This window comes from Pseudomonas sp. A (genome assembly GCF_056270345.1).
The window spans coordinates 3,070,710-3,093,012 of record NZ_CM149873.1 but is presented as its reverse complement, the minus strand read 5'-3'; the positions used below and the strand labels follow the sequence as shown (position 1 = coordinate 3,093,012).

21 protein-coding genes are annotated in these 22,303 nt (G+C 66.2%); 15 read left to right on the top strand and 6 right to left on the bottom strand.

Annotated elements, in window-relative coordinates; genetic code table 11:
* Positions 1–9 precede the first annotated feature (9 nt).
* Entirely contained in the window at positions 10–1,407 is a 1,398-nt protein-coding gene (locus AC0MAZ_RS14040) for a purine-cytosine permease family protein (protein WP_232857109.1), read from the top strand.
* Positions 1,408–1,733: 326 nt separating this feature from the next.
* Positions 1,734–3,041 (top strand): phosphate ABC transporter substrate-binding/OmpA family protein, encoded by a 1,308-nt coding sequence (locus AC0MAZ_RS14035; protein WP_475858207.1) that lies wholly within the window; start codon positions 1,734–1,736, stop codon positions 3,039–3,041.
* A 5-nt stretch (positions 3,042–3,046) separates the two neighbouring features.
* Here AC0MAZ_RS14035 and AC0MAZ_RS14030 read toward each other — a convergent pair whose 3' ends face one another.
* On the bottom strand, positions 3,047–4,381 hold the full coding sequence (locus AC0MAZ_RS14030) for an ATP-binding protein (RefSeq protein ID WP_203647189.1): 1,335 nt from the start codon (positions 4,379–4,381) through the stop codon (positions 3,047–3,049).
* A complete protein-coding gene (locus AC0MAZ_RS14025) occupies positions 4,378–5,091 on the bottom strand; it encodes a response regulator (protein WP_232857155.1) in 714 nt (237 codons plus the stop codon). Before AC0MAZ_RS14025 ends, AC0MAZ_RS14030 begins: the two co-directional genes overlap by 4 nt.
* A gap of 154 nt (positions 5,092–5,245) precedes the next feature.
* Here AC0MAZ_RS14025 and AC0MAZ_RS14020 point away from each other — a divergent pair, with 154 nt between their 5' ends.
* Both AC0MAZ_RS14020 and AC0MAZ_RS14015 read left to right on the top strand, forming a co-directional pair.
* On the top strand, positions 5,246–5,581 hold the full coding sequence (locus tag AC0MAZ_RS14020) for a hypothetical protein (protein ID WP_234561369.1): 336 nt from the start codon (positions 5,246–5,248) through the stop codon (positions 5,579–5,581).
* Positions 5,578–6,237 carry a DUF3313 domain-containing protein gene (locus AC0MAZ_RS14015; RefSeq protein ID WP_475858205.1) on the top strand — a complete coding sequence of 220 codons (660 nt, stop codon included), beginning with the start codon at positions 5,578–5,580 and terminating at the stop codon, positions 6,235–6,237. Before AC0MAZ_RS14020 ends, AC0MAZ_RS14015 begins: the two co-directional genes overlap by 4 nt.
* A 35-nt stretch (positions 6,238–6,272) precedes the next feature.
* Here AC0MAZ_RS14015 and AC0MAZ_RS14010 read toward each other — a convergent pair whose 3' ends face one another.
* Positions 6,273–7,325, bottom strand: a complete 1,053-nt coding sequence (locus AC0MAZ_RS14010; RefSeq protein ID WP_475858204.1) for an NAD(P)-dependent alcohol dehydrogenase — start codon at positions 7,323–7,325, stop codon at positions 6,273–6,275.
* 178 nt (positions 7,326–7,503) lie between these two features.
* Between AC0MAZ_RS14010 and AC0MAZ_RS14005 the strand changes: the two genes are divergently transcribed.
* Complete coding sequence (locus tag AC0MAZ_RS14005) at positions 7,504–8,409, top strand: AraC family transcriptional regulator (RefSeq protein WP_234561377.1); 906 nt, start codon at positions 7,504–7,506, stop codon at positions 8,407–8,409.
* Positions 8,410–8,581: 172 nt separating this feature from the next.
* On the opposite strand, the gene AC0MAZ_RS14000 is transcribed toward AC0MAZ_RS14005, so the two are convergent.
* Positions 8,582–9,178 (bottom strand): TetR/AcrR family transcriptional regulator, encoded by a 597-nt coding sequence (locus AC0MAZ_RS14000; protein ID WP_475858203.1) that lies wholly within the window; start codon positions 9,176–9,178, stop codon positions 8,582–8,584.
* A gap of 93 nt (positions 9,179–9,271) precedes the next feature.
* Between AC0MAZ_RS14000 and AC0MAZ_RS13995 the strand changes: the two genes are divergently transcribed.
* From AC0MAZ_RS13995 to AC0MAZ_RS13980, 4 genes are all read left to right on the top strand, one after another.
* Positions 9,272–9,871: an NAD(P)H-dependent oxidoreductase gene (locus AC0MAZ_RS13995; protein WP_232857115.1), complete on the top strand. Its 600-nt coding sequence runs from the start codon at positions 9,272–9,274 to the stop codon at positions 9,869–9,871.
* A gap of 122 nt (positions 9,872–9,993) precedes the next feature.
* Positions 9,994–10,500, top strand: a complete 507-nt coding sequence (locus AC0MAZ_RS13990; RefSeq protein ID WP_232857116.1) for a sigma-70 family RNA polymerase sigma factor — start codon at positions 9,994–9,996, stop codon at positions 10,498–10,500.
* Positions 10,497–11,474 (top strand): FecR family protein, encoded by a 978-nt coding sequence (locus AC0MAZ_RS13985; RefSeq protein ID WP_203647202.1) that lies wholly within the window; start codon positions 10,497–10,499, stop codon positions 11,472–11,474. Before AC0MAZ_RS13990 ends, AC0MAZ_RS13985 begins: the two co-directional genes overlap by 4 nt.
* Positions 11,475–11,565: 91 nt before the next feature.
* A complete protein-coding gene (locus AC0MAZ_RS13980) occupies positions 11,566–13,992 on the top strand; it encodes a TonB-dependent siderophore receptor (RefSeq protein WP_475858201.1) in 2,427 nt (808 codons plus the stop codon).
* A gap of 7 nt (positions 13,993–13,999) precedes the next feature.
* Here the strand turns inward: AC0MAZ_RS13980 and thpR are convergent, their stop codons facing one another.
* Complete coding sequence (gene thpR, locus AC0MAZ_RS13975; protein WP_232857119.1) at positions 14,000–14,545, bottom strand: RNA 2',3'-cyclic phosphodiesterase; 546 nt, start codon at positions 14,543–14,545, stop codon at positions 14,000–14,002.
* Between the two features lie 215 nt (positions 14,546–14,760).
* On the opposite strand from thpR, the gene lpxO reads away from it, so the two are divergent.
* Entirely contained in the window at positions 14,761–15,660 is a 900-nt protein-coding gene (lpxO, locus tag AC0MAZ_RS13970; protein ID WP_214501466.1) for a lipid A hydroxylase LpxO, read from the top strand.
* 184 nt (positions 15,661–15,844) lie between these two features.
* On the opposite strand, the gene AC0MAZ_RS13965 is transcribed toward lpxO, so the two are convergent.
* Entirely contained in the window at positions 15,845–16,141 is a 297-nt protein-coding gene (locus AC0MAZ_RS13965) for a DUF3077 domain-containing protein (protein WP_203647204.1), read from the bottom strand.
* A gap of 418 nt (positions 16,142–16,559) precedes the next feature.
* Here AC0MAZ_RS13965 and AC0MAZ_RS13960 point away from each other — a divergent pair, with 418 nt between their 5' ends.
* From AC0MAZ_RS13960 to AC0MAZ_RS13940, 5 genes are all read left to right on the top strand, one after another.
* Positions 16,560–17,465, top strand: coding sequence for an AraC family transcriptional regulator (locus AC0MAZ_RS13960; RefSeq protein WP_232857120.1), 906 nt, complete (start codon positions 16,560–16,562; stop codon positions 17,463–17,465).
* Between the two features lie 264 nt (positions 17,466–17,729).
* Positions 17,730–19,040, top strand: coding sequence for an ABC transporter substrate-binding protein (locus AC0MAZ_RS13955; RefSeq protein ID WP_234561361.1), 1,311 nt, complete (start codon positions 17,730–17,732; stop codon positions 19,038–19,040).
* Between the two features lie 70 nt (positions 19,041–19,110).
* Positions 19,111–20,034 carry a carbohydrate ABC transporter permease gene (locus AC0MAZ_RS13950; RefSeq protein WP_203647207.1) on the top strand — a complete coding sequence of 308 codons (924 nt, stop codon included), beginning with the start codon at positions 19,111–19,113 and terminating at the stop codon, positions 20,032–20,034.
* Positions 20,035–20,044: 10 nt separating this feature from the next.
* Positions 20,045–20,878: a carbohydrate ABC transporter permease gene (locus AC0MAZ_RS13945; protein WP_011533227.1), complete on the top strand. Its 834-nt coding sequence runs from the start codon at positions 20,045–20,047 to the stop codon at positions 20,876–20,878.
* A 165-nt stretch (positions 20,879–21,043) separates the two neighbouring features.
* Positions 21,044–22,156 (top strand): ABC transporter ATP-binding protein, encoded by a 1,113-nt coding sequence (locus AC0MAZ_RS13940; RefSeq protein WP_475858197.1) that lies wholly within the window; start codon positions 21,044–21,046, stop codon positions 22,154–22,156.
* Positions 22,157–22,303: the final 147 nt, after the last annotated feature.

Below are 22,303 nucleotides of genomic sequence, written 5' to 3'. Positions count from 1 at the left end.
CCCTCCCCGATGTCCAGCAAACCCGTGATCGAGCGCCGCTCGATCGACTACATCCCCGAGTCTGAACGCCATGGACGCGTCTACAGCCAATTCACCCTGTGGCTGGGAGCCAACCTGCAGATCACCGCGATCGTCACCGGCGCCCTGGCCGTGGTGCTGGGCGGCGATGTGTTCTGGTCGTTGATCGGCCTGCTGCTCGGACAACTGGTCGGCGGCGCGGTGATGGCCCTGCACGCAGCCCAGGGGCCACGCCTGGGTCTGCCGCAGATGATCTCCAGCCGGGTGCAGTTCGGCGTGTACGGCGCGGCCATCCCCATGGCCCTGGTGTGCCTGATGTACCTGGGCTTCACCGCCACCGGCACGGTGCTGTCCGGCCAGGCCATCGGCCAGTTGCTGAGCATCAGCGACAGCGCCGGCATTCTCATCTTCGCCGGAGTGATCGTGCTGGCGACCCTGGCCGGCTACCGGGTGATTCACTGGATCGGTCGGGTGGCCAGCGTGCTGGGGATCATCGCCTTCGTCTACCTGTTCAGCCGCATCCTGATGCTCGCCGACATCGGCCAGCTGCTCGACAACCGCCATTTCAGCTGGGCCAGCTTCCTGCTGGCAGTGTCGCTGGCGGCGTCCTGGCAGATCGCCTTCGGCCCGTACGTGGCCGACTACTCGCGCTACCTGCCCAGCCATACCTCGCCGCTCAAGACCTTCCTCGCCGCCGGCCTGGGCTCGGTGATCGGCGCCCAGGCCTCGATGATCCTCGGCGTGTTCGCCGCGGCCATCGCCGGCGGCCAGTTCTCCGGGCGCGAGGTGGCCTACATCGTCGGCCTGGGCGGCGCCGGCACCACGGCGGCGCTGCTGTACTTTTGCATCGCCTTCGGCAAGGTGACCATCTCCACCCTCAACAGCTACGGCAGCTTCATGTGCATCGCCACGATCATCAGTGGTTTCCGGGGTCACCTGCAGATCAGCCGAATCCAGCGCCTGGTGTTCGTGCTCGGCATCGTCGGCGCCGCGACCCTGGTCGCCCTGCTCGGCCAGCATTCGTTCCTCAGCGCGTTCAAGTCGTTCATCCTGTTCCTGCTGACCTTCTTCGTGCCGTGGAGCGCGGTGAACCTGGTGGACTACTACTTCATCACCAAGGAACGCTACGACATCCCGGCACTGGCCGACCCTGACGGCCGCTACGGGCGCTGGAACTGGCCGGGCATCGGCGTGTACACCTTCGGCGTGCTGGTGCAGATGCCGTTCATCGACACCAAGCTGTACACCGGGCCCATGGTCGCGCACCTGGGCGGCGTGGATGTGTCGTGGCTGATCGGCCTGGTGGTGCCGAGCGTGCTGTACTACTGCGTGGCCCGCCGCCGGGCGGCCGAGGCGCCGGCCGGGATCATCGTGCCGGAGGGGCGCTGAGCCGGGTTGCTCACACATATCCTGCATGAGATCGCCCAGCCCCTCGGGCTGGGCTGTCGCACATGAAATGGTGTCCCTGTGGGAGCAACTGTCTTGCTAATTTTTAGAATCTGGCGCGATCCCTGTGGGAGCGGGCTTGCCCGCGAACACGGGCGAAGCCCGTGCCATCCACCACGGTGTCGGCTTCGCGGGTAAACCCGCTCCCACAGGTTCTCTGCCCGCCGGCCCAGCCAGATAGGCTGGGCGATCTCTTACGGGACACTGTCATCTTTCGGTCAAGCAACTGTCGTAATCTGCGGCGCAACTCTGTGCCACGGGTCTTCGGCATGCCTCGCCTGCTTCTCCTTCTGCTGTGCCTGCTCCCGGGCCTGGCTTGCGCCGGGCCCGCGCAACTGCGTATCCAGGGCTCCAACACCATCGGCGCGGCCCTTGGCCCGGCCCTGGTGCAGGGGCTGCTGCAGGCTCAGGGCGCAAGCGCCATCGAGCACCGGCCCGGCGCCACGGCCAACGAGACCGAGGTCCACGCCCGCGATCCGGACGGCCAGCCCGTGCGCATCGACATTGCCGCCCACGGCACCAGCACCGGCTTTGTCGCGCTGGCCCGGGGCGAGGCCGACCTGGCCGCGGCCTCGCGGCCGATCAGCGACAGCGAGGCGCAACAGTTGCAGGCCCTGGGCAACCTGCGCGGCGCGGGCTCGGAACAGGTGATCGGCCTGGATGGCGTGGCGGTGATCGTCCACCCGGACAACCCGCTCACGCAACTGAGCACCGAGCAACTGGCCCAGGTGTTCTCCGGCCAGTTGCAACGCTGGGAACAGCTGGGCGTGCCCGGCGGGGCGATCCACCTGTATGCCCGCGATGATCGCTCCGGCACCTTCGAAACCTTCAAGGCCCTGGTACTTGCCCCTCAGCAAGCGACACTGGCCACCCAGGCGCGGCGCTTCGAGTCCGCCGACGAACTGGCTGCCCAGGTCATGGCCGACCGCCAGGCCATCGGTTTCAGCGGCCTGGCCACGGTCCACCGGGCCAAGGCACTGGCCGTGGCCGAGGGCGATGCACCAGCGCTGCCACCCAGCCGTGCCCTGGTGGCCAGCGAGGACTACCCGCTGTCGCGTCGCCTGTTCTTCTACCTCCCCACCCACCCCACGCCGCTGGCCAAGGCGCTCGCCGAGTTTGCCCAAAGTCCCGCCGGCCAGGCCATCGTCGCCGAGCAGGGCTTCGTTTCCCAGCAGATCAAGCCACAGCAGGTCGCGGCCCAGGGCGACATGCCGCCACGCTATCGGACACTGGCCGGCGAGGCCCAGCGCCTGAGCGTGAACTTCCGCTTCCAGGAAGGCAGCGCCGGCCTCGACAACAAGGCCCTGCGCGATGTGCAGCGGGTCGGCGACTACCTGCGCCAGGCCGGCAAGCTACAGGGCAAGGTGGTGCTGGTGGGCTTCGGCGATCCCAAGGAGACACCGGGCCGCGCCGCGCTGCTGTCGCGCCTGCGGGCCATGGCGGTGCGCCGCGAGCTGGCCCGCGTCGGGGTGCAGGTCAGGGACGTGGCGGGCATGGGCGACGAACTGCCGGTGGCCGGCAACGACCTGGAGCAGGGGCGCCTGCGCAACCGCCGGGTCGAGGTCTGGGTGTACTGACCCGCTCAGGACCCGTCAGGCAGTTCAACCCGCGCCACCAGCCCACCGCCAACGCGATTGCGCAAGGTCAGCTCGCCGCCCTGCTCGCGCACGCTGGCACGGGCGGCCGAGAGGCCGAGGCCGACGCCACCGGTGTCACGGTTGCGCGAGCCCTCCAATCGGTAGAATGGCTCGAACACCTGCTGCAGGGCCTCCTCGGGAATACCTGGCCCACTGTCGCGAACCTCGATGACGATCAGGTGAGCGGCGCGGCGCAGCGTTATCTGCGGATCGCGGGCATACTTCATGGCGTTTTCCACCAGGTTGACGACCACCCGCTTGGTCGCCAGCGGGCGGCCGTCATGCACCAGGTGCGCCGGGCCCTTGAAGGCGATGTCCAGATGCTGGTCGCGGTAGTCGTCAACCAGGGTCTGCAACAGCTCCGACAGATCATAGGCCGTGCGCTGCTCCAGTTGCGTGCCTTCGCGGAAGAACGCCAGGGCCTCGTTGATCATCGTCTGCATCTCGTCGACGTCGCGGATCAGCTTGCGCTGGTGGTCCAGGTCTTCCATGAACTCGCTGCGCAGGCGCATGCGCGTCAACGGCGCGCGCAGGTCGTGGGAGATGGCCGCGAGCATGTGGGTGCGCTCGCGGAGGAAGTGTTGGATCTGCGCCTGCATGGTGTTGAAGGCGATGATTGCCTGGCGGATTTCCTCGGGCCCCTCGATGGCGATGGGCGGCGCCTGCAGGTCGCCGCCGAAGCGCCGCGCCGCGCTGGCAAAGCGTTGCAGCGGCGCGGCCAGCTGGCGGGTGGCGAGCCAGGCCACCAGCAACGTCGCCACCAGCCCCAGACCGATGACCACCGCCAGGCGCGCCGTCGCGCTCATGCCCCAGCTGCGCTCCGGCGGCACGAACAGCAGCCAGCTGTCATCAGCCAGGGCAACCAGCGCCACGTAGTGCGCCTCGGCGCTGCCCATGGGCCAGTCATCCGGGTTGTACACTTCGATCGGCCGCGAGGGCCCCAGCAGCTGGGCCATCGCCGGCACCTGCCCGGAATTGAGCATGGTGCCCGGGCCAGGCAGGCCAAAGTCGTCACGCCGGGTACTCCAGGTCACCCGCAGCGTTGGCGTGCTCGCCGCCTCGGCCAGCTGCCCGCGCAGCGTCGCCGGCGCGGTCTCGATCACCCGGGTGGTCACGGCGATCTGCTCGAGCAGGCCGGTGCGTTCGATGGGCGGGCGTGCCCAGCTGCCGGCAACCTGGACGAACAGGGCATTGAACGCCAGCGAGGCGAGCAATGCGGTGAAAATGGTCAGGGCGATGCGCTTGCGCAGAGTGTCGCGACCCAGCAGGCGACGGATCACGAGCGGGTCACCGTGGCGCTGAACAGGTAGCCGCCATTGCGCACGGTGCGAATCAGGTCCGGGCGCTTGCTGTCGGGCTCGATCTTGCGCCGCAGACGGCTGACCTGCACGTCGATGCTGCGGTCGAAGGCGTCATGGCCGTGGCCACGGGTCAGGTCGATCAACTGCTCGCGGGTGAGGATGCGCTGCGGGTGCTCGAGAAACACCACCAGCAGGTCGAACTCGGCGCCGGACAGCGGCACCATCACCCGCTCGGGCGAGCGCAGCTCGCGGCAAGTGATGTCCAGCTGCCAACCGGCGAAACCGATCACCGGTCGCGCCGCCTCGCCCCGCGGTGGCTGTTCACCAACCCGGCGCTGCACGGCGCGCAGGCGGGCCAGCAGTTCACGTGGATCGAACGGCTTGGTCAGGTAATCGTCGGCGCCCAGTTCCAGGCCGATGATGCGGTCGCTCAGTTCGGCCATGGCGGTGAGCATGATGACCGGCACCCCAAGCTGCGCACGCAGCTTCTGGCACAGGCCCAGGCCACTTTCGCCGGGCAGCATCAGGTCGAGGATGATCGCATCCGGGCGCTGCCGGGCGATGGCTGCCCACATCGCCTGCCCCTCGGCGGCCAGGTCCACCTCGTAGCCGTGCTGGACGAAGAACTGCTTCAGCAAGGCGAGGATTTCGACGTCGTCATCGACGATCAACAGTCTGCTCACGGTGATACCGATCCGGGAAAAAAGGCGTATCTAAAACCATTGCGCCACGCGGGTCATTTATTTCAATCGCGCAACATTTCGTCATGCACGACACAAAGCGGACATCACCTGGCAACGATAACCCTTCACCCTGCCAGCCTTCCATCACCGAGGGCTTCCCATGACAATAGCCGACAGCCGCAACAGCACCGATGGGCACGAAGGTTCGATGCCCCTGATCCTCAGCCAGCGCAACACCACCCGCGGGCACACCGGATCCCTGATCGTGCAGCAGGAGAGCCTGGAGCTGGCGGACAACCAGGGCTACATCACCCTGCGCCGGTACTTCGAGCATTACGACCCCGCCAGCGGCGAATGGGTCGAGTACAGCCACACCGTGCCAATTCGCGACTTGGTCCACTGGTTGATGGCCCACGGGCAACTGCGCATCCACTCCTCGCAGGAAGTCGGCACCCAGGCCTGGCAGGCGGCAATCCCGGAGGAGCGCCATCCATGAGCCGGCGTCACCTCATGGCGCTGGTGCTGACGTCCACCCTGGGCCTGTCCGCGTGCGGCAGCAACAAGCCGGCACCGACCGGCTACCTCAAGGATTACGGATTACTCACCCCGCACCAGGCGCCTTCGGGCGCAACGGTGCTCAGCTGGGCCGACCCGAAATGGCCAAAGGGCCGTTACATCGAGGTCTACCTGGCACCCAGCCGGTTCTACCCGGCGCCCGAGCCGAGCACGCGCATCCCCCAGGCCACCCTCGCCAGCATCACCCACTACTACGATGCGGTACTGCGCAACGAACTGGGCAAGGTGATGACGGTGGTCGACAGGCCCGGCCCGAACACCCTGGTGGTCAGGCCGGCCATCACCCGCATCAGCGCCGACACCCAGGGCCTGCGCTTCTACGAGTGGCTGCCGATCACCCTGGTCGCGGCCGGGGTGAGCAGCGCCGCGGGCATTCGCGACCGGGACAGCGCGATTGCCAGCGAGCTGTCGTTCGAGGCGGGCGCAAGCGGCAAGGTGGTCGGCGAGGCGATGCTCGCGGGTACCGGCGTACCGCTGGATAACGACCGCCAGGTAATGACCGCCGACAACGTCAAGGCCGTGCTCGACGGCTGGGCCGTGGACCTGCGCCAGGGCTATGCGGCGCCGCTCAGGTAGCGTGACGCTTCACAGGACAAGCCCAGCTCGCCTGGTCAGGCCTTGAGCGTGGCCATGTCGATGACGAAGCGGTACTTCACGTCGCCGGCGATCATCCGCTCGTAGGCCTGGTTGATGTTACGGATGTCGAGCCTTTCGATATCGCAGCTGATCCCGTGCTCGGCGCAGAAGTCGAGCACCTCCTGGGTTTCGGCGATACCGCCGATCAAGGAACCTGCCAGCACCCGGCGCTGCATCACCAGGTTGGCCGCATGTACCGGTGGATCAACCGGTTCGATCAGCCCGACCAGGATGTGCACGCCGCCAAACTTCAGGGTTTGCAGGTAGGGGTTGAGGTCGTGCTGCACCGGGATGGTGTCGAGCAGGAAATCGAAGCGACCCGCCGCACTGCGCATCTGTTCGGCATCGGTGGAGACGATCACATGGTCGGCGCCCTGGCGACGGGCTTCCTCGGCCTTGGCCGCGGAGCGGGTGAACAGGGTCACTTGCGCGCCCAGGGCCTTGGCCAGCTTGATGCCCATGTGCCCCAGGCCGCCCATGCCCAGCACGCCCACCTTGTGCCCGGGGCCCACGCCGTGGTGCTTGAGGGGCGAATAGGTGGTGATGCCGGCGCACAGGATCGGCGCCGCGCTGGCCAGGTCCATGCCCTCGGGAATGCGCAGGACGAAATGCTCACTGACCACGATGCTGCTGGAGTAGCCGCCCATCGTGTTGCTGCCGTCGACCCGGTCGGGGGTGGCGTAGGTCATGGTCGGGCCTTCCAGGCAGTACTGTTCGACGTCCTGGCGACAGGCCTCGCACTGGCGGCAGGAATCAACCATGCAGCCGACGCCGACCAGATCACCGACCTGGTAACGGCTGACCTGCGCGCCCACCGCGCTGACCCGGCCGACGATCTCGTGGCCCGGCATCAGCGGGTAGACGGCGATGCCCCATTCATTGCGGGCCTGGTGGATATCGGAATGGCACACGCCACAGTAGAGGATCTCGATGACCACATCGTCGGGCCGCGGGCTGCGGCGCTGGAAGGTCATGGGGGCCAGGGGGCTGGTGGGCGATTGGGCGGCGTAACCGATGGCGGTGTACATGGGGCACCTCGTGCAAGTGAAACGATTCAGGCGACGCATTCTGCGCGCCAGGACCAGCCTCGCCCACCGCCGATTCTCCAGTATGCATGCCTGATTCTCCGGACCTTGCCACCAACCTCTGGCATGAGCCCGCGAATCTGCGAAGATGCCAGTGTCCGATTCTCTGCCCGGGTTCACCATGCACCTGACTCACCATGTGGATGCCAATGCCACGCTCTGCTCACTGATTCGCGCCCTCGCCACAGGCCCGGGGTTCGTGCCCACCGCGCTGCCCCAAGTCCAGGTCCTGACCTGGGACCACTACGTGGCCAGCACCCCGCAGATCTACGAACCCAGCCTGATCATCCTCGCCCAGGGCAGCAAACTGGCGCGCCTGGGACCACGCACGTTGGAGTACGGTGCCGGGCATTACCTGGTGCAGGCGCTGTCGGTGCCGTTCATGTGCGAGACCTTCGCCACGCCCCAGGCGCCGCTGCTCGGCGTGGCGGTGGACATCGACCGCGCCCTGCTCGGCGAGCTGGTGCAAAGCATGGACCTGGCGCCGGATGCCGCGGTGCAGGCACAGACGCCACAGTCGATGACTTCGGCGGTGCTGGACACGGCCATGCGCGACAGCGTCGAACGCCTGCTGCAGTGCCTGCAGGACCCGCTGGACGCCAAGGTGCTGGGGCCGGCGCGGGTGCGCGAAGTGCTCTATACCGCCTTGCGCGGGCCACAGGCCGGCGTGCTGCGGGCGCTGGTCGAGCAACAGGGGCATTTCGCCCGGATCGGCGCGGCCCTGGCCTACCTGCGCGAGCACTACGCCGAACCGCTGGGGGTGGAAGAGCTGGCCAGCCGGGCGAACATGAGCGTGTCGACCTTCCACGAACACTTCAAGCGCTGCACCGACCTGGCGCCGATGCAGTACCTCAAGCGCCTGCGCCTGCTCAAGGCGCAGCAGATGCTGATCGGCGAAGGGCTGGGCGTGGCCCAGGTGGCGCATCGGGTGGGTTATCAGAGCACCTCGCAGTTCAGCCGCGAGTACAAGCGCCAGTTCGCCCGCAGTCCGGGGGAAGAGCAGCCGTACCAGAGCCTGCCGGCCTGACTGGAGTCCGACTTGGAATTGCAGGGGCTGCTTTGCAGCCCTTTCCGGCCGGTCCGACGCCTCGGCAAGGCCGCTCCTACAGGCAACCGCGCGCCCTGTAGGAGCGGCCTTGTGCCGCGAAAGGGTCGCAAGGCGACCCCAGCAATCTTGAATTGGAGGTCAAATCCCAAAACTACTGGCGCAAAACCATCGCCACAATGGTCGCCTGCAGCTCGCGCTTGGCTGCTTCAGCCGTCAGCTCCCCGGCCGCCGCCGCCAGGGACAGCGCATCCGCCGCCCCCACCAGCACCCACAACCCGGCCACGCCGATATCGCCACCCGGCGCGAACGGCAGCAGCGCTTCACGGCATTTATCCATGAACGGCCCGTCATAACCACGCTTGAGCGCCTCCAGCTCCGGCGAGCCGGCCAGCGCGGCGCTGACCCCCGGGATCTCCCTACCCTGAGTCGCCACACAGTCCACATAGGCCTCGGCAATCACCCAGGCCCGCTCCGGCAGGCCCGCCGGGCAGCCGACCAGGGCCTTGTCGAGCATGGCGGTCTGGCGGGCGTCGTATTCCTGGTAAAGCGCCAGCAACAAGCCGTTGCGGGTCTCGAAATGGTCGTACACCACCGGCTTGGTCACCCCGGCCTGCTCGGCCAGATACCCCAGACTCAAGGCATCGGTGCCCTCCTCACGTACCAGCCGCCAGGCCACATCCAGCAACTGGCGCCGGCGCTCCTCGCGGGACAGGCGTTTGCGCGGCGCGGTCTTTTCCTCGCTTGACATCGCTTACCTACCAAAAGTAACTTACTAAGCGTAACTTACCTCGAGTATATAACGCTCCCGGTGTCCCTGCATCCTGATTCTGGAGATTCCACCATGCATGCCCTGATCGTCATCGGTCACCACGACCCCGACTCCCTCACCCACGCCCTCGCCCAGCAGGTCGCCGAGGGCCTGCGCGCCGCCGGCCATACCAGCGAGTTCGCCGACCTGGCCAGCGAAGGCTTCGACCCACGCTTCAGCCTGGCCGACCACGCCGTGCATCGACGCCTGGGCCAGCCACCGGCCGATGTACTGGCCGAACAGGCGCGCATCGAGCGGGCCGACACCGTGGTCATGGTCTACCCCATCTACTGGTGGTCGCTGCCGGCCCTGCTCAAGGGCTGGGTCGAGCGGGTGTTCAGCAACGGCTGGGCCTTCGACCAGGCCGCCGACGGCAGCACCACCAAGCTGCTGCACGGGATGACCGCGCACCTGGTCGGCGTGGCCGGCGCCGACGCCGGCACCTTCGAACGCCATGGCTATGGCGAGGCCATGCGCGTGCAGATCGAGCACGGTATCTTCGACTACTGCGGTGCCCGGGTCATCAGTTCGACCCTGTTCACCGACAGTGAAGGCGCAGCCCCCGCCAGCCTCCTGCCACAAGCCCGTCAACTGGGGCTGACCCTGTTCGCAGGCCAGGAAGCTGCGGCCTGATGCGCCAGCGCGCGCCGCTGCGCAGGCAGCGGCGCGAATTGTTGTGACATGCCCCATTGCGAGACGATGAACCTCCCGGCTACCATTGAGAACGATTCACACTCACAACTGGATAGCCACCGTTGGACAGCACCTCGACCCGCAAGCTGGGCTTCTTCTTCAGCGACCACCATCGCTGGCTGCTCCAACACATCCACAAACGCCTGCGCAACCGTGCCGACGCCGAGGACACCGCCGCCGAGGCGTTCTGCCAGATGCTCGGCGCGCAGGTCGATCCGGACAGCATCCAGCAACCTCGCGCCTACCTGTCGACCATCGCCCGGCGGCTGATCTTCGACCGCCACCGTCGCCGTCAACTGGAACTGGCCTACCTCGAGCGCCTGGCGCTATTGCCTGAACAAGTCGCCCCATCGGCCGAAGAGCAATTGCTGCTGATCGAAGCGCTGGTGACCATCGACCAGGTGCTGGAAGGCCTGCCCGCCATGGTCAAGGCCGCTTTCCTCTACAGCCAGCTCGACGGCATGAGCTATGTCGAGATCGCCGCCCGCCTGCAGATCTGCGAACGCACCGTCAGCCGCTACATGAAGCAGGCCCTGCGCCAATGCTACCTGTGCGAAGTACAACCATGAGCGCCCGCAGCCTGGACCCGATCGGCGAGCAGGCCATCGACTGGATGGTGGCGCTCAATGCCCGCGCGCCGGACGATGCGCTGTTGCGCCAACTGGAGCAGTGGCTGCGCCAGGACCCGGCGCACCGGCAGGCCTGGGACCGGCTGCAACAGCGCCTGGGCAGGCCTTGCGCAGCCCTGCGCGCCCTCGAGCAACGGGCCCCCGGACAGGCCGCCGAGGCGCGCCGGGTGCTGCTGCAACCGAGCCATTCACGTCGCGAAGTGCTGGGCGCCCTGGCCAGCCTCGGCCTGCTCGGCGGGGCGCTCTGGGGCGGCTGGCGCAGCGACGCCACCCAGGGCTGGCTGGCCGACCTGCACACCGCCAGCGGCGAGCGGCGCAGCTTCACCCTGGCCGACGGCAGCCGGCTGAGCCTCAACAGCGCCAGCGCCGTGGACCTGCGTTTCGATGCCCGCCAACGCCTGGTGCTGCTGCGCCACGGCGAACTGGTCATCCAGGTCGCCGCCGACGCCGCACGACCGTTGCGCGTGCGTACCGCGCAGGGCCAGGTGCAGGCCCTCGGCACCCGCTTCCTGGTCCGCCAGGAAGACACCGCCACCCGCGTGGTGGTACTCGAACACAGCGTGCGCCTGAGCCTGCCCGACGGGCGCTGGCAAGACCTGCAACAAGGCCAGGCGGCGCTGCTGCGCAGCAACGGCATCGAGCGGCTGGGCAGCGAGCAACAACAGCGCGCGGCCTGGGTGGAGGGCCGCCTGGAAGTGCTCGACGAACCGCTGCATGTGGTGGTCGACGCCCTGCGCCCCTACCAGCGCGGCTACATGCGCCTGGCCCCGGCGGTGCGCGACTTGCGGGTACAGGGCGTGTTCCCGCTCGAGCAGCCGCAACAAGCCCTCTCGGCACTGGCCGAAACCCTGCCGGTCAGCATCGAGCACTTCGGCCCCTGGCTGACCTTGATCGGCCCAAAAGCGGCTACGTGAAACTTTTTTTGAAAATCATTCGCAAAGGTGTCCGGTTTTCATTTCTCGGCCCACCTATCTCCTGACAACTCACAACATCCGGGAGATTTCCGTGCGCAACCCCTGGCCCATTGCCGCCGTCCTGACCAGCTTCAGCCTGTTCGCCCAGGCACAGACCCTGTCGTTCGACCTGCCCGCCGCGAGCCTGGCAACCACCCTCAACCGCATCGCCAGCCAGAGCGGCACCATCATCGCCCTGGAACCTGGGCTGGTACGCGGCAAGCAGGCCCCCGCGGTGGTCGGCCAGATGAGCGCCGAGCAAGCCATGCAGGCAGCGCTGGCCGGCAGTGGCCTGCAATTGCGCATCACCGGCAGCGGCCACTTCAGCGTGGCCCCCGCCAGCCAGGGCGGTGAGGCGCTGGAGCTGGGCAGCACCAGCATCACCGACAACTACCTGGACGCCACCAGCGAAGGCAGCGGCTCCTACGCGGCGCGGGCGGTGACCCTGGGCAAGGGCGTGCACACCCTCAAGGAGATCCCCCAGTCGGTGACGGTGATCACCCGCAAGCAGCTGGACGACCAGGGCATCACCGACCTGCAGGATGCGCTCAACCACACCACCGGCCTGGTCGGCGCCCAGGGCATCGGCCCTGGCGTGGTGGTGACCTCGCGAGGCTTCCAGATCGACGACTGGCAGTACGACGGCGTGCCGATCCCGCGCAACAACTACTCGCTGGGCAACTGGGCGACCCAGGACCTGGTGTTCTTCGACCGGGTTGAAATCCTGCGCGGCGCCTCCGGCCTGCTGCAAGGCACCGGCAGCCCGGGCGGCGCGATCAACCTGGTGCGCAAGCGTGGCCAGGCCGCACCGACCGTCACCGTCACCGGCAAGGCCGGTTCCTGGGACCACTATGGCCTGCAACTGGATGCCGGCGGCCCGCTGACCGCCGATGGCCGGGTACGCGGGCGGATGGTCGCCGACGAGGACCAGAGCGACAGCTTCATCGACTATGCCTGGAGCAAGTCGCACTCCCTGTACGGCGCGCTGGATATCGACCTGAACGACGACACCACCGTCGGCGCCGGCATCAGCTACAACCGCCAGCAGTCGCGGCCAATGCTGCGCGGTATCCCCCGCTACGCCAACGGCAAGGCGATCGACCTGCCCCGCTCGACCTACACCGGCGCGCGCTGGAGCCGCGCGCAAACCGACGTCACCACCTACTACCTCGACCTCGAACACCGCTTCGACGATGACTGGACGTTCAAGGCCGCCGCCGTGCGCATGGACGAGACCAACACCTCCACCCACCAGCGCGTGCAGAGCACCCGCCAAGGCCTGGCGCCCGACGGCACCGGTATCACCTACGCCGACTGGATCACCGACTTTCACAACACCAAGCTGGGCCTGGACATGAACCTGGTCGGGCACTTCGACACCGGTGCCGTGGCCCACGAGGTGACCCTCGGCGGCAACTACTCCAAGCTGACCTCGGACGATGCCTACTGGCGGAACTTCGCCGCCGATGCCGATGACAGCATCTTCGACATCGATCACAACCGTCCGGAACCTAGCCGCGACGGCCTGCTCGCCTCCAGCAATGCGCGCGCCAACCGCGCCAGCTACGATATCCGCCAGAAGGGCCTGTATGGCGCCTGGCGCGTCAAGCCGGTCGAGGACCTGACGCTGATACTCGGCAGCCGGGTCAGCTGGTTCGACTACAGCTGGGATTCGATCGACTTCAACAGCCCGACCGACCCCGGCAACCGCTACCCCACCAGCCGCATGACCGAGACCGGACAAGTCACACCCTATGCCGGATTCGTCTACGACCTGACCCGCGAATGGGCCTGGTACGCAAGCTATACCGATGTCTTCGTTCCGCAGACCGAACGCGCCGTGGGCAACGCCGCGCTCAAACCGGTACTGGGCAGCAACTATGAAACCGGCCTGAAAGGCGAACTGCTCGATGGCCGCGTCAACGCCTCGCTGGCGGTGTTCCGCTACGACCAGAAAAACCGTGCCGTCACCGATGTCGCCTCGGGCTTCGCCTGCGACGACTGGTACTGCTCCAAGGCGGCGGGCAAGGTACGCAGCCAGGGGATTGAAGCCGAGATCAGCGGCGAAGTGCTCAGCGGCCTGCAACTGTTCGCCGGCTACACCTACAACACCACCAAGTTCCTCGACGATCCGGAAGAGGAAGGCCGCGTATTCAGCCAATGGACCCCCAAGCACATGCTGCGCGCCTGGGCCGACTACACCTTGCCCGTGGACGGCCAGCGCTGGAGCACCGGGCTGGGCTTCACCAGCCAGAGCCACACCCTGGGTTACGAGCGCACCTATGAGGTGCCCGGCTACACCGTGTGGAATGCCCGCCTGGCCTACCAGCTGACACCGGAGGTGAGTCTGGCGGTCAACGCCTACAACCTGTTCGACAAGAAGTACTGGGTGGCAGGCTTCAACCAGCTCAACGGCAGCAACAACTACGGCGAGCCGCGCAACCTGATGTTCTCGGTCAAGTACACGCCTGAGTTCTGATCGCCGCTCAGGCGCTCAACGGCCATTGCGCCAAGGGCCAGTAACGGCCCTTGCGCGACTCGTAGAGCGTGAAGTGCCGGGCGGCAAGGAAGAATTCCGGCGCCGTGCCGGCCTCTGGCGGCTGGCCGCGAAAGTCCCTGGCCAGGGTCAGGTGCGGGCGATACTCACGGCTTGCCGCCTCCACGCCCAGGGGCAACAGCGCCTGCTGCAGGCCGTACACCAGTTGCAGCAGCGCCGCAGGCGCCTGCTGCGCCTCCAGCACCAGCGCAGCGGCCCGCGGCCAGACCTGCAGACGGTCGAGCAGCAAGCGTGGCGGTGCGACCGGCCGCCTGAGCTGATCGACCGCCGCGCAGATCGCCGGCACCTGCTCGGCGTCCACGTCACCGAGAAACAGCAAGGTGACGTGGAAATTCTCCGCCGGCACCGGTTTGCCGCTGCGCAGGTTCAGCCCTCGACGCCACTGCGCCAGGGCACGGCATTGTTGGTCGCTGACCGGCAAGGCGAAGAACAGCCGTTTGAACGGCGCGCCGCTGGGGCGCGGATCCTGGACCATGTGAATCTCCCTGACAGCGGTTCAAGCCATCGAGTGTAGTGCTTTACCCAGTCGTAACGGCGACGCAAGCTGTTGAATCGTTTGCGCAACCTGTCAGCCATTGCACCTAAGTCGGCCAGACAAGACGTAACAATAAGTACAAACCCGCGCCACGATTGTTTATGCTGGCGGGCTTACGCCATGGCGCATGGCCATTTTTCGACAAGTAAACGTCCATGAAAATTGCACTCGTACTGATCTTCGTCCTCTCGATCGCCTATGTTCACCTGCGCGGTCGGGTTCGTCACAAGCTGACCCGCCAGCTGGGCGATCACTCCAGCTTCCTGGCCCCGGTCAACGCCTTCCTGTACCTGTTCTCCAAGCATCCGGCCAAGCCGTACCTGCCGGTCAGCGCCTTCCCCGAGCTGCAGGTGCTGCAGGACCACTGGCAGGAGATCCGCAAGGAAGGCCAGCAGCTGTTGCAGGCCGGCGAGATCAAGAAGTCCGACAACTACGACGACGTCGGTTTCAACTCGTTCTTCAAGACCGGCTGGAAGCGCTTCTACCTGAAATGGTACGGCGAGAGCCACCCGTCGGCGATGACCCTGTGCCCGCGCACCACCGAACTGCTCGCCGGCATCGGCACGGTCAAGGCGGCGATGTTCGCCACCCTGCCGCCAGGCGCCAAGCTGGTGCGCCACCGTGACCCGTACGCCGGTTCCTACCGCTACCACCTGGGCCTGGACACGCCCAACGACGATGGCTGCTACATCGACGTGGACGGTGAAAAGTACTCCTGGCGTGACGGCGAGGGCGTGGTGTTCGACGAGACCTACATCCACTACGCCGCCAACACCACCGAGCACAACCGCATCATCCTGTTCTGCGACGTCGAGCGCCCGCTCAAGTACCGCTGGGCCGCGGCGTTCAACCGCTGGTTCAGCCGCAACGTCATGGCCGCCGCCGCCGCGCCCAACGATGCCAACGACAAGACCGGCGGCATCAACCGCCTGTTCACGCGCATCTACAAGATCCGCGAGCGCGGCAAGGCGATGAAGAAACGCAACCGCACCCGCTACTACCTGGAGAAGTGGGCAGTGGTCGCGGCGCTGGTGCTGGTGTTCATCTACATCTGACGCCGGAGCAAACCCGCTCCCGCAACGTGCGAGCGGGTTTGCCCTGCCCCGGATACTCTGGCCCCATGAGCAACTGAATATGGCTTGCTGTGCTGCCATCCTCGGCCATGCTGCCTGACGAAATCAGCGACAAAATAGCCGCTCTCGATTGCTCGAAAGCGGCCCTTGCCTTGGTGCCGACAGTTCAGCTGTCGCCTTGCTCTCGCTTCACCGGCAACTGCCCATCGATCATCGCCTTGGCCATGCCGCTGAGGTAGTACGTCGCCCGCATCAGCGTCTGTGCGTCTTTCGGCTGGCTCAACGCCTGGTAGGTCAGCCCGGTGATGCAGCCCAGGATGATCGTTGTTTCCTGCAGCACGTCCTCGGTCGGCAACCCCGGGATCGCCTGTACCCAGTCACGCACCGAGTAGCGCTTGGTGCGGCCTGCCAGGCTGACGATCTTCAGATCTGCGGTGCCCTTTGCGTGTTCGTCCTTGTCCATGACCTTGCCCCCTGGAAAAAGAAAGAGCCCGTCGCGGTTCATCCCTCGGAGCCGCCAGACCAAACCGCGCGATCCCTGCGCGGTAAGCTGCCCAGTGGCCCGGTCAACCCCGGTGGGTGAAGCGCGACGAGCAGGCCGAGACTAAAGCGAGCGCCAATCCACTACAACGGGCTACCGAGGGGAAAAGGTGCCTTTAGGAAAAGGACTACACAATCAACGGAAGAAATGCTGTAGGACCTGCAATATTCTCTGCAGATGTTGTCGGCTAAGGCCCATCGCGGGGCAAGTCGCATAGACGCATCACCTCTCCCACAAGGGCCACGTTGGCCGGCATCGCGTGGAACCCGCTTCAAGCATCTGCCCTGCTCCAGCACTTCAGGCTACGATGACACCTCGCCCTCCAGGCCCAGCCACCGCCATGCCCAGACCGAGCAAAGTCACCGATCCGTCCTACGAGCTGATGGACGACCACGAAGGCGCCTCGCTGATCTACCGCCAGCACGGCTTCCCCAGCCCGCTGGTGCGCTGGCACTTTCACAAGGAATACGAGCTGCACCTGATCGTCGCCAGCGCCGGCAAGGTGTTCATCGGCGACTACATCGGCAACTTCGCCCCCGACACGCTGTTTCTCACCGGCCCCAACCTGCCGCACAACTGGATCAGCCAGGTCGGCCCCGACGAAGTGGTGGGCAAGCGCGACATGCTGGTCAACTTCACCGACGAGGTGCTCGAGGACGGCGGCCAGGTGTTCTCCGAGCTCACCCAGCTTGCCCCGCTGCTGGCCCGGGCGCGCTATGGCATCGAGTTCCGCGACCCGGCGCTGATCCAGGAGAGTCGCCAGCTGCTGCAACGCATCGCCGACAGCCGCGGCATGACCCGCCTGGGATACTTTTTTATCCTCATGGAGCAGCTGGCCGCCTGTGACGACTACCAGCTGCTGTCCACCGTCACCTCCTCGCAGCTGGCCGACGAGCACAATGTCGAGCGCATCAACCGGGCGGTGGACTACATCTTCCAGCACTACGCCCAGGACCTGAGCCAGAACGCGGTGGCCGAGCACCTGGGGATGACGCCGACGTACTTCTCGCGGTTCTTCAAGCAGGCCGCCGGGCGCGGCTTCGTCGAGTTCGTCAACCGGCTGCGGGTAAGCAAGTCGTGCGAGCTGCTGGCCAAGGGCGAGCTGCCGGTGACCGAGGTGTGCTTCGAGTCGGGGTTCAGCAACCTGTCGAACTTCAACCGGCGGTTTTTGCAGCTCAAGGGCATGACGCCTTCGGACTACCGCAGCCTGGTGACCCAGCGGCTGACCGAGCAGAACCGGGGCTGAACGCCGTGCGCAACCTCCTGTAGGAGCGGCCTTGTGCCGCGAAAGGGGCGCGTAGCGGCCCCGGCGATTGATGCGTCAAGGCTGAAATTCTGGGGCCGCTGCGCGGCCCTTTCGCGGCACAAGGCCGCTCCTACAGGGGGCGCGCGCACAGCAAAAAAGTATCAGTCCTGGTGCAGGCCAGGCTTTGTCGGCATCGCCGTACGCGGGTGTAATCGGCAGCGAGCGACACAAAAACAATAACGTCATCCCCGAGGGAGTTCACCGATGAACGACTCGATCAAGGCCTGCCTGGCCGCCGCCTGCCTCAGCCTGCCGCTGCACGTCCAGGCCGCCGAGACCCTGACCATCGCCACGGTCAACAACAACGACATGATCCGCATGCAGCGCCTGGCCAAGGTGTTCGAGCAGCAGCACCCGGACATCCAGCTCAAGTGGGTGGTGCTCGAAGAGAACGTGCTGCGCCAGCGCCTGACCACCGATATCGCCACCCAGGGCGGCCAGTTCGACGTGCTGACCATCGGCATGTACGAAGCCGCGCTGTGGGGCGCCAAGGGCTGGCTGGCACCAATGACCGACCTGCCCGCCGACTACAACCTCGAGGATGTATTCCCCTCGGTGCGCAACGGCCTGTCGGCCAACGGCACGCTGTACGCCCTGCCCTTCTACGCCGAAGCCTCGATCACCTACTACCGCAAGGACCTGTTCGAAAAAGCCGGGCTGAGCATGCCCGAGCAACCCACCTGGACCCAGCTCGGCGAGTTCGCCGCCAAGCTCAACCACCCCGACCAGGGCCAGTACGGCATCTGCCTGCGCGGCAAGGCCGGCTGGGGCGAAAACATGGCACTGATCGGCACCGTGGCCAACGCCTTCGGCGCGCGCTGGTTCAATGAGCAATGGCAGCCCGAGTTCAGCGGCAGCGAGTGGAAGAACGCGCTGAATTTCTATGTGAACACCCTCAAGCAATACGGCCCGCCCGGCGCCTCCAGCAACGGCTTCAACGAAAACCTCGCGCTGTTCAACAGCGGCAAGTGCGCGATGTGGGTCGATGCCAGCGTCGCTGGCTCGTTCGTCACCGACAAGACCCAGAGCAAGGTCGCCGACCAGGTCGGCTTCACCTTCGCGCCCAAGGAAGTCACCGACAAGGGCGCCACCTGGCTGTATTCCTGGGCGCTGGCGATCCCCACCAGCTCCAAGGCCAAGGACGCCGCCAGGACCTTCGCCACCTGGGCCACCTCCGAGGCCTACGGCAAGCTGGTGGCCGAGCAGGAAGGCGTGGCCAACGTGCCACCGGGCACCCGCGCCTCGACCTACAGCGACGCGTACCTGGCCGCCGCGCCGTTCGCCAAGGTCACGCTGGAATCGCTCAAGCGCGTCGACCCCAACCACCCCACCCTCAAGCCCGTGCCTTACGTGGGCATCCAGCTGGTGACCATCCCCGAGTTCCAGGCCATCGGCACCCAGGTCGGCAAGCTGTTCGCCGCCGCGCTCACCGGGCAGATGAAAGTAGACCAGGTGCTGGCCTCGGCCCAGCAGTCCACCGAACGCGAGATGAAACGCGCCGGTTACCCCAAGTAGCTCGCACCGCCGTAGACCGCGCCAGCCTGCGGCGCGGTGACCGCCCCTTTCCGAAGCACACGGAGTCGCCATGAATACCTCGGCCCTCGACACCCCGAGCCTCGCCACCGCGCGCCCCGGCAAACGCCGCGTCGGCCCCGGCTGGTTCCTGGTCAGCCCTTCGGTGGCGCTGCTGCTGTTGTGGATGATCGTGCCCCTGGGCATGACCCTGTATTTCTCGCTGATCCGCTACAACCTGCTGTACCCGGGCGAAAACCAGTTCGTGGGCCTTGAGAACTTCGCCTTCTTCGTCACCGACGCCGGCTTCATGCCCGGCGCCCTCAACACCCTGACCCTGGTCGGCAGCGTGCTGGCGATCAGCGTGGTGCTCGGCGTGCTGATCGCCGCGCTGCTGGAGGCCGGCGAGTTCTGGGGCCGCGGCGTGGTGCGGGTGCTGCTGATCTCGCCGTTCTTCATCATGCCCACGGTCAGCGCGCTGCTGTGGAAGAACCTGATCTTCCACCCGGTGTCGGGCATCCTCGCCGCCGTGTGGCGCCTGTTCGGCGCGCAACCGGTGGACTGGCTGGCGCACTACCCGCTGCTGTCGATCATCCTGATCGTGTCGTGGCAGTGGCTGCCGTTCGCCATCCTGATTCTGATGACCGCCATGCAGTCGCTGGACCAGGAACAGAAGGAAGCTGCGCGCCTGGATGGCGCAGGCCCCTTGGCGATCTTCTGGCACCTGACCCTGCCGCACCTGGCGCGGCCGATCGCCGTGGTGGTGATGATCGAGACCATCTTCCTGCTGTCGGTGTTCGCCGAGATCTTCACCACCACCAGCGGCGGCCCCGGATACGCGTCCACCAACCTCGCCTACCTGATCTACAACCAGGCGCTGCTGCAGTTCGACGTCGGCATGGCCTCGGCCGGTGGCCTGATCGCCGTGCTGATCGCCAATATCGCCGCCATCGTGCTGGTTCGCATGATCGGCAAGAACCTCACCGCGCGCAGCTGAGGAGCCCGCCATGCTGACACTCAAGCAAACCCGCACCCTGAAGAACGCGCTGCTCGGCCTGCTGTGCTGGGCCATCGCCCTGGTGATCTTCTTCCCGATCTTCTGGATGTTGCTGACCAGCTTCAAGACCGAGCTGGACGCCTTCGCCACGCCGCCGCAGTTCATCTTTGCGCCGACGCTGGAGAACTACCTGCACATCAACGAGCGCAGCGACTACTTCGCCTACGCCTGGAACTCGGTGCTGATTTCGTTCTCCGCCACCTTGCTATGCATGCTGATCGCGGTGCCTGCGGCCTACTCGATGGCCTTCTTCGAGACCCGCCACACCAAGCGCACGCTGCTGTGGATGCTGTCGACCAAGATGCTGCCGCCGGTGGGCGTGTTGATGCCGATCTATCTGCTGGCCAAGCAGTTCGGCCTGCTGGATTCGCGCCTGGCGCTGATCATCGTCTACACCCTGATCAACCTGCCGATCGTGGTGTGGATGGTGTACACCTACTTCAAGGACATCCCCGTGGACATCCTCGAGGCCGCGCGGCTGGATGGCGCCGGCACCTGGCAGGAGATCGTCCGCGTGCTGCTGCCGATTGCCCGCGGCGGGCTGGCTTCGACCCTGCTGCTGTCGCTGATCCTGTGCTGGAACGAGGCGTTCTGGTCGCTGAACCTGACCTCGTCCGCCGCCGCGCCGTTGACGGCGCTGGTGGCTTCCTATTCGAGCCCTGAAGGGCTGTTCTGGGCCAAGCTCTCGGCCGTCTCGACCCTGGCCTGCGCGCCGATCCTGATCTTTGGCTGGATCAGCCAGAAGCAGTTGGTGCGCGGGCTTTCGTTTGGGGCTGTGAAATGAATCGTGCCCCTTCATATGTGCCACTGCTCCTGTGGGAGCGGGTTTACCCGCGAACACCGGCAAAGCCGGTGCCATCCACCGCGCCGCCTGCTTCGCGGGTAAACCCGCTCCCACAGGGAACTGTGATCTCCCCTCAAGACCTTGCCACCACTGAGGTGACTCGACATGGCTGACCTGAAAATCCGCAACCTGCACAAAGGCTTCGATGGCCACGCCATCATCAAGGGCATTGACCTGGACGTGCGCGACCGCGAGTTCGTGGTGTTCGTCGGCCCCTCCGGCTGCGGCAAGTCCACCCTGCTGCGCCTGATCGCCGGCCTCGAGGAGGTCAGCAGCGGCAGCATCACCCTCGACGGCGCCGACATCACCGACACCGCCCCGGCCAAGCGCGACCTGGCCATGGTGTTCCAGACCTACGCCCTGTATCCGCACATGACCGTGCGCAAGAACCTGTCCTTCGCCCTGGACCTGGCCGGCGTCGGCAAGCAGGAAGTCAGCGCCAAGGTCGACAACGCCGCGCGCATCCTCGAACTGCAACCGCTGCTCGAACGCAAGCCCCGCCAGCTCTCCGGCGGCCAGCGCCAGCGGGTGGCGATCGGCCGGGCGATCGTGCGCAACCCGAAGATCTTCCTGTTCGACGAGCCACTGTCCAACCTCGACGCCGCCCTGCGCGTGCAGATGCGCCTGGAACTGGCGCGGCTGCATCAGGAGCTGGCCGCGACCATGATCTACGTGACCCATGACCAGGTCGAGGCGATGACCCTGGCCGACAAGGTGGTGGTGCTCAACGGCGGGCGCATCGAGCAGGTCGGCTCGCCGCTGGAGCTGTACCACCATCCGGCCAACCTGTTTGTCGCAGGGTTTCTGGGGACACCGAAGATGGGCTTTTTGCGTGGGCACCTGAGTCGCAACCAAGGCAACCAGTGCGAGGTGGCGCTGGAGTGCGGCGCTCGCATCGCCTTGCCGCTGTGCGCGGGGGAGTTGCATACCGGCAGCCAGGTGACGCTGGGGATTCGCCCCGAGCATCTGAACATTGATCGCGCCGGGCAAGGTACCCAGGGCTCGTTGCAGGTGACTGCCGATGTGAGTGAGCGGCTGGGCAGCGATAGCTACTGCCATGTGCGTGCAGCCTCCGGGGAAATGCTGACCGTGCGGGTACGCGGGGACTTTGCGCCGGGGTTTGGCGAGGGGTTGGAGTTGGGCTTTGACCCTAGCCATTGCCATCTGTTTGATAGCAATGGGCAGGCGATCGACAAGCGATTGCTGCAGGTGGCCTGAGGTGTTCGCCGAGAGGGTTGTGGCGCCTATGAGATCGAGCGCCGCCCGCGCGGCGCATCGCGGCACAAGGCCGCTCCTACATCTGTTTCGGGCCAGTGAGTCCTGTAAGGGTACCTCTGCCCGCCTTGGCGCATGCCTTGAGACAGG

Excerpts from the sequence above, each read along its gene's own strand:
- AC0MAZ_RS14020 (WP_234561369.1), top strand. The coding sequence starts at position 5,246 with ATGACAATAGCCGACAGCCGCAACAGCACCGATGGGCACGAAGGTTCG.
- AC0MAZ_RS14015 (WP_475858205.1), top strand. The coding sequence starts at position 5,578 with ATGAGCCGGCGTCACCTCATGGCGCTGGTGCTGACGTCCACCCTGGGC.
- AC0MAZ_RS13995 (WP_232857115.1), top strand. The coding sequence starts at position 9,272 with ATGCATGCCCTGATCGTCATCGGTCACCACGACCCCGACTCCCTCACC.
- AC0MAZ_RS14010 (WP_475858204.1), bottom strand. The coding sequence starts at position 7,325 with ATGTACACCGCCATCGGTTACGCCGCCCAATCGCCCACCAGCCCCCTG.
- AC0MAZ_RS13940 (WP_475858197.1), top strand. The coding sequence starts at position 21,044 with ATGGCTGACCTGAAAATCCGCAACCTGCACAAAGGCTTCGATGGCCAC.
- AC0MAZ_RS13955 (WP_234561361.1), top strand. The coding sequence starts at position 17,730 with ATGAACGACTCGATCAAGGCCTGCCTGGCCGCCGCCTGCCTCAGCCTG.
- AC0MAZ_RS13985 (WP_203647202.1), top strand. The coding sequence starts at position 10,497 with ATGAGCGCCCGCAGCCTGGACCCGATCGGCGAGCAGGCCATCGACTGG.
- AC0MAZ_RS13960 (WP_232857120.1), top strand. The coding sequence starts at position 16,560 with ATGCCCAGACCGAGCAAAGTCACCGATCCGTCCTACGAGCTGATGGAC.
- AC0MAZ_RS14040 (WP_232857109.1), top strand. The coding sequence starts at position 10 with ATGTCCAGCAAACCCGTGATCGAGCGCCGCTCGATCGACTACATCCCC.
- AC0MAZ_RS13950 (WP_203647207.1), top strand. The coding sequence starts at position 19,111 with ATGAATACCTCGGCCCTCGACACCCCGAGCCTCGCCACCGCGCGCCCC.
- thpR (WP_232857119.1), bottom strand. The coding sequence starts at position 14,545 with ATGGTCCAGGATCCGCGCCCCAGCGGCGCGCCGTTCAAACGGCTGTTC.
- lpxO (WP_214501466.1), top strand. The coding sequence starts at position 14,761 with ATGAAAATTGCACTCGTACTGATCTTCGTCCTCTCGATCGCCTATGTT.
- AC0MAZ_RS14035 (WP_475858207.1), top strand. The coding sequence starts at position 1,734 with ATGCCTCGCCTGCTTCTCCTTCTGCTGTGCCTGCTCCCGGGCCTGGCT.
- AC0MAZ_RS13965 (WP_203647204.1), bottom strand. The coding sequence starts at position 16,141 with ATGGACAAGGACGAACACGCAAAGGGCACCGCAGATCTGAAGATCGTC.
- AC0MAZ_RS14000 (WP_475858203.1), bottom strand. The coding sequence starts at position 9,178 with ATGTCAAGCGAGGAAAAGACCGCGCCGCGCAAACGCCTGTCCCGCGAG.
- AC0MAZ_RS14005 (WP_234561377.1), top strand. The coding sequence starts at position 7,504 with ATGCACCTGACTCACCATGTGGATGCCAATGCCACGCTCTGCTCACTG.
- AC0MAZ_RS13945 (WP_011533227.1), top strand. The coding sequence starts at position 20,045 with ATGCTGACACTCAAGCAAACCCGCACCCTGAAGAACGCGCTGCTCGGC.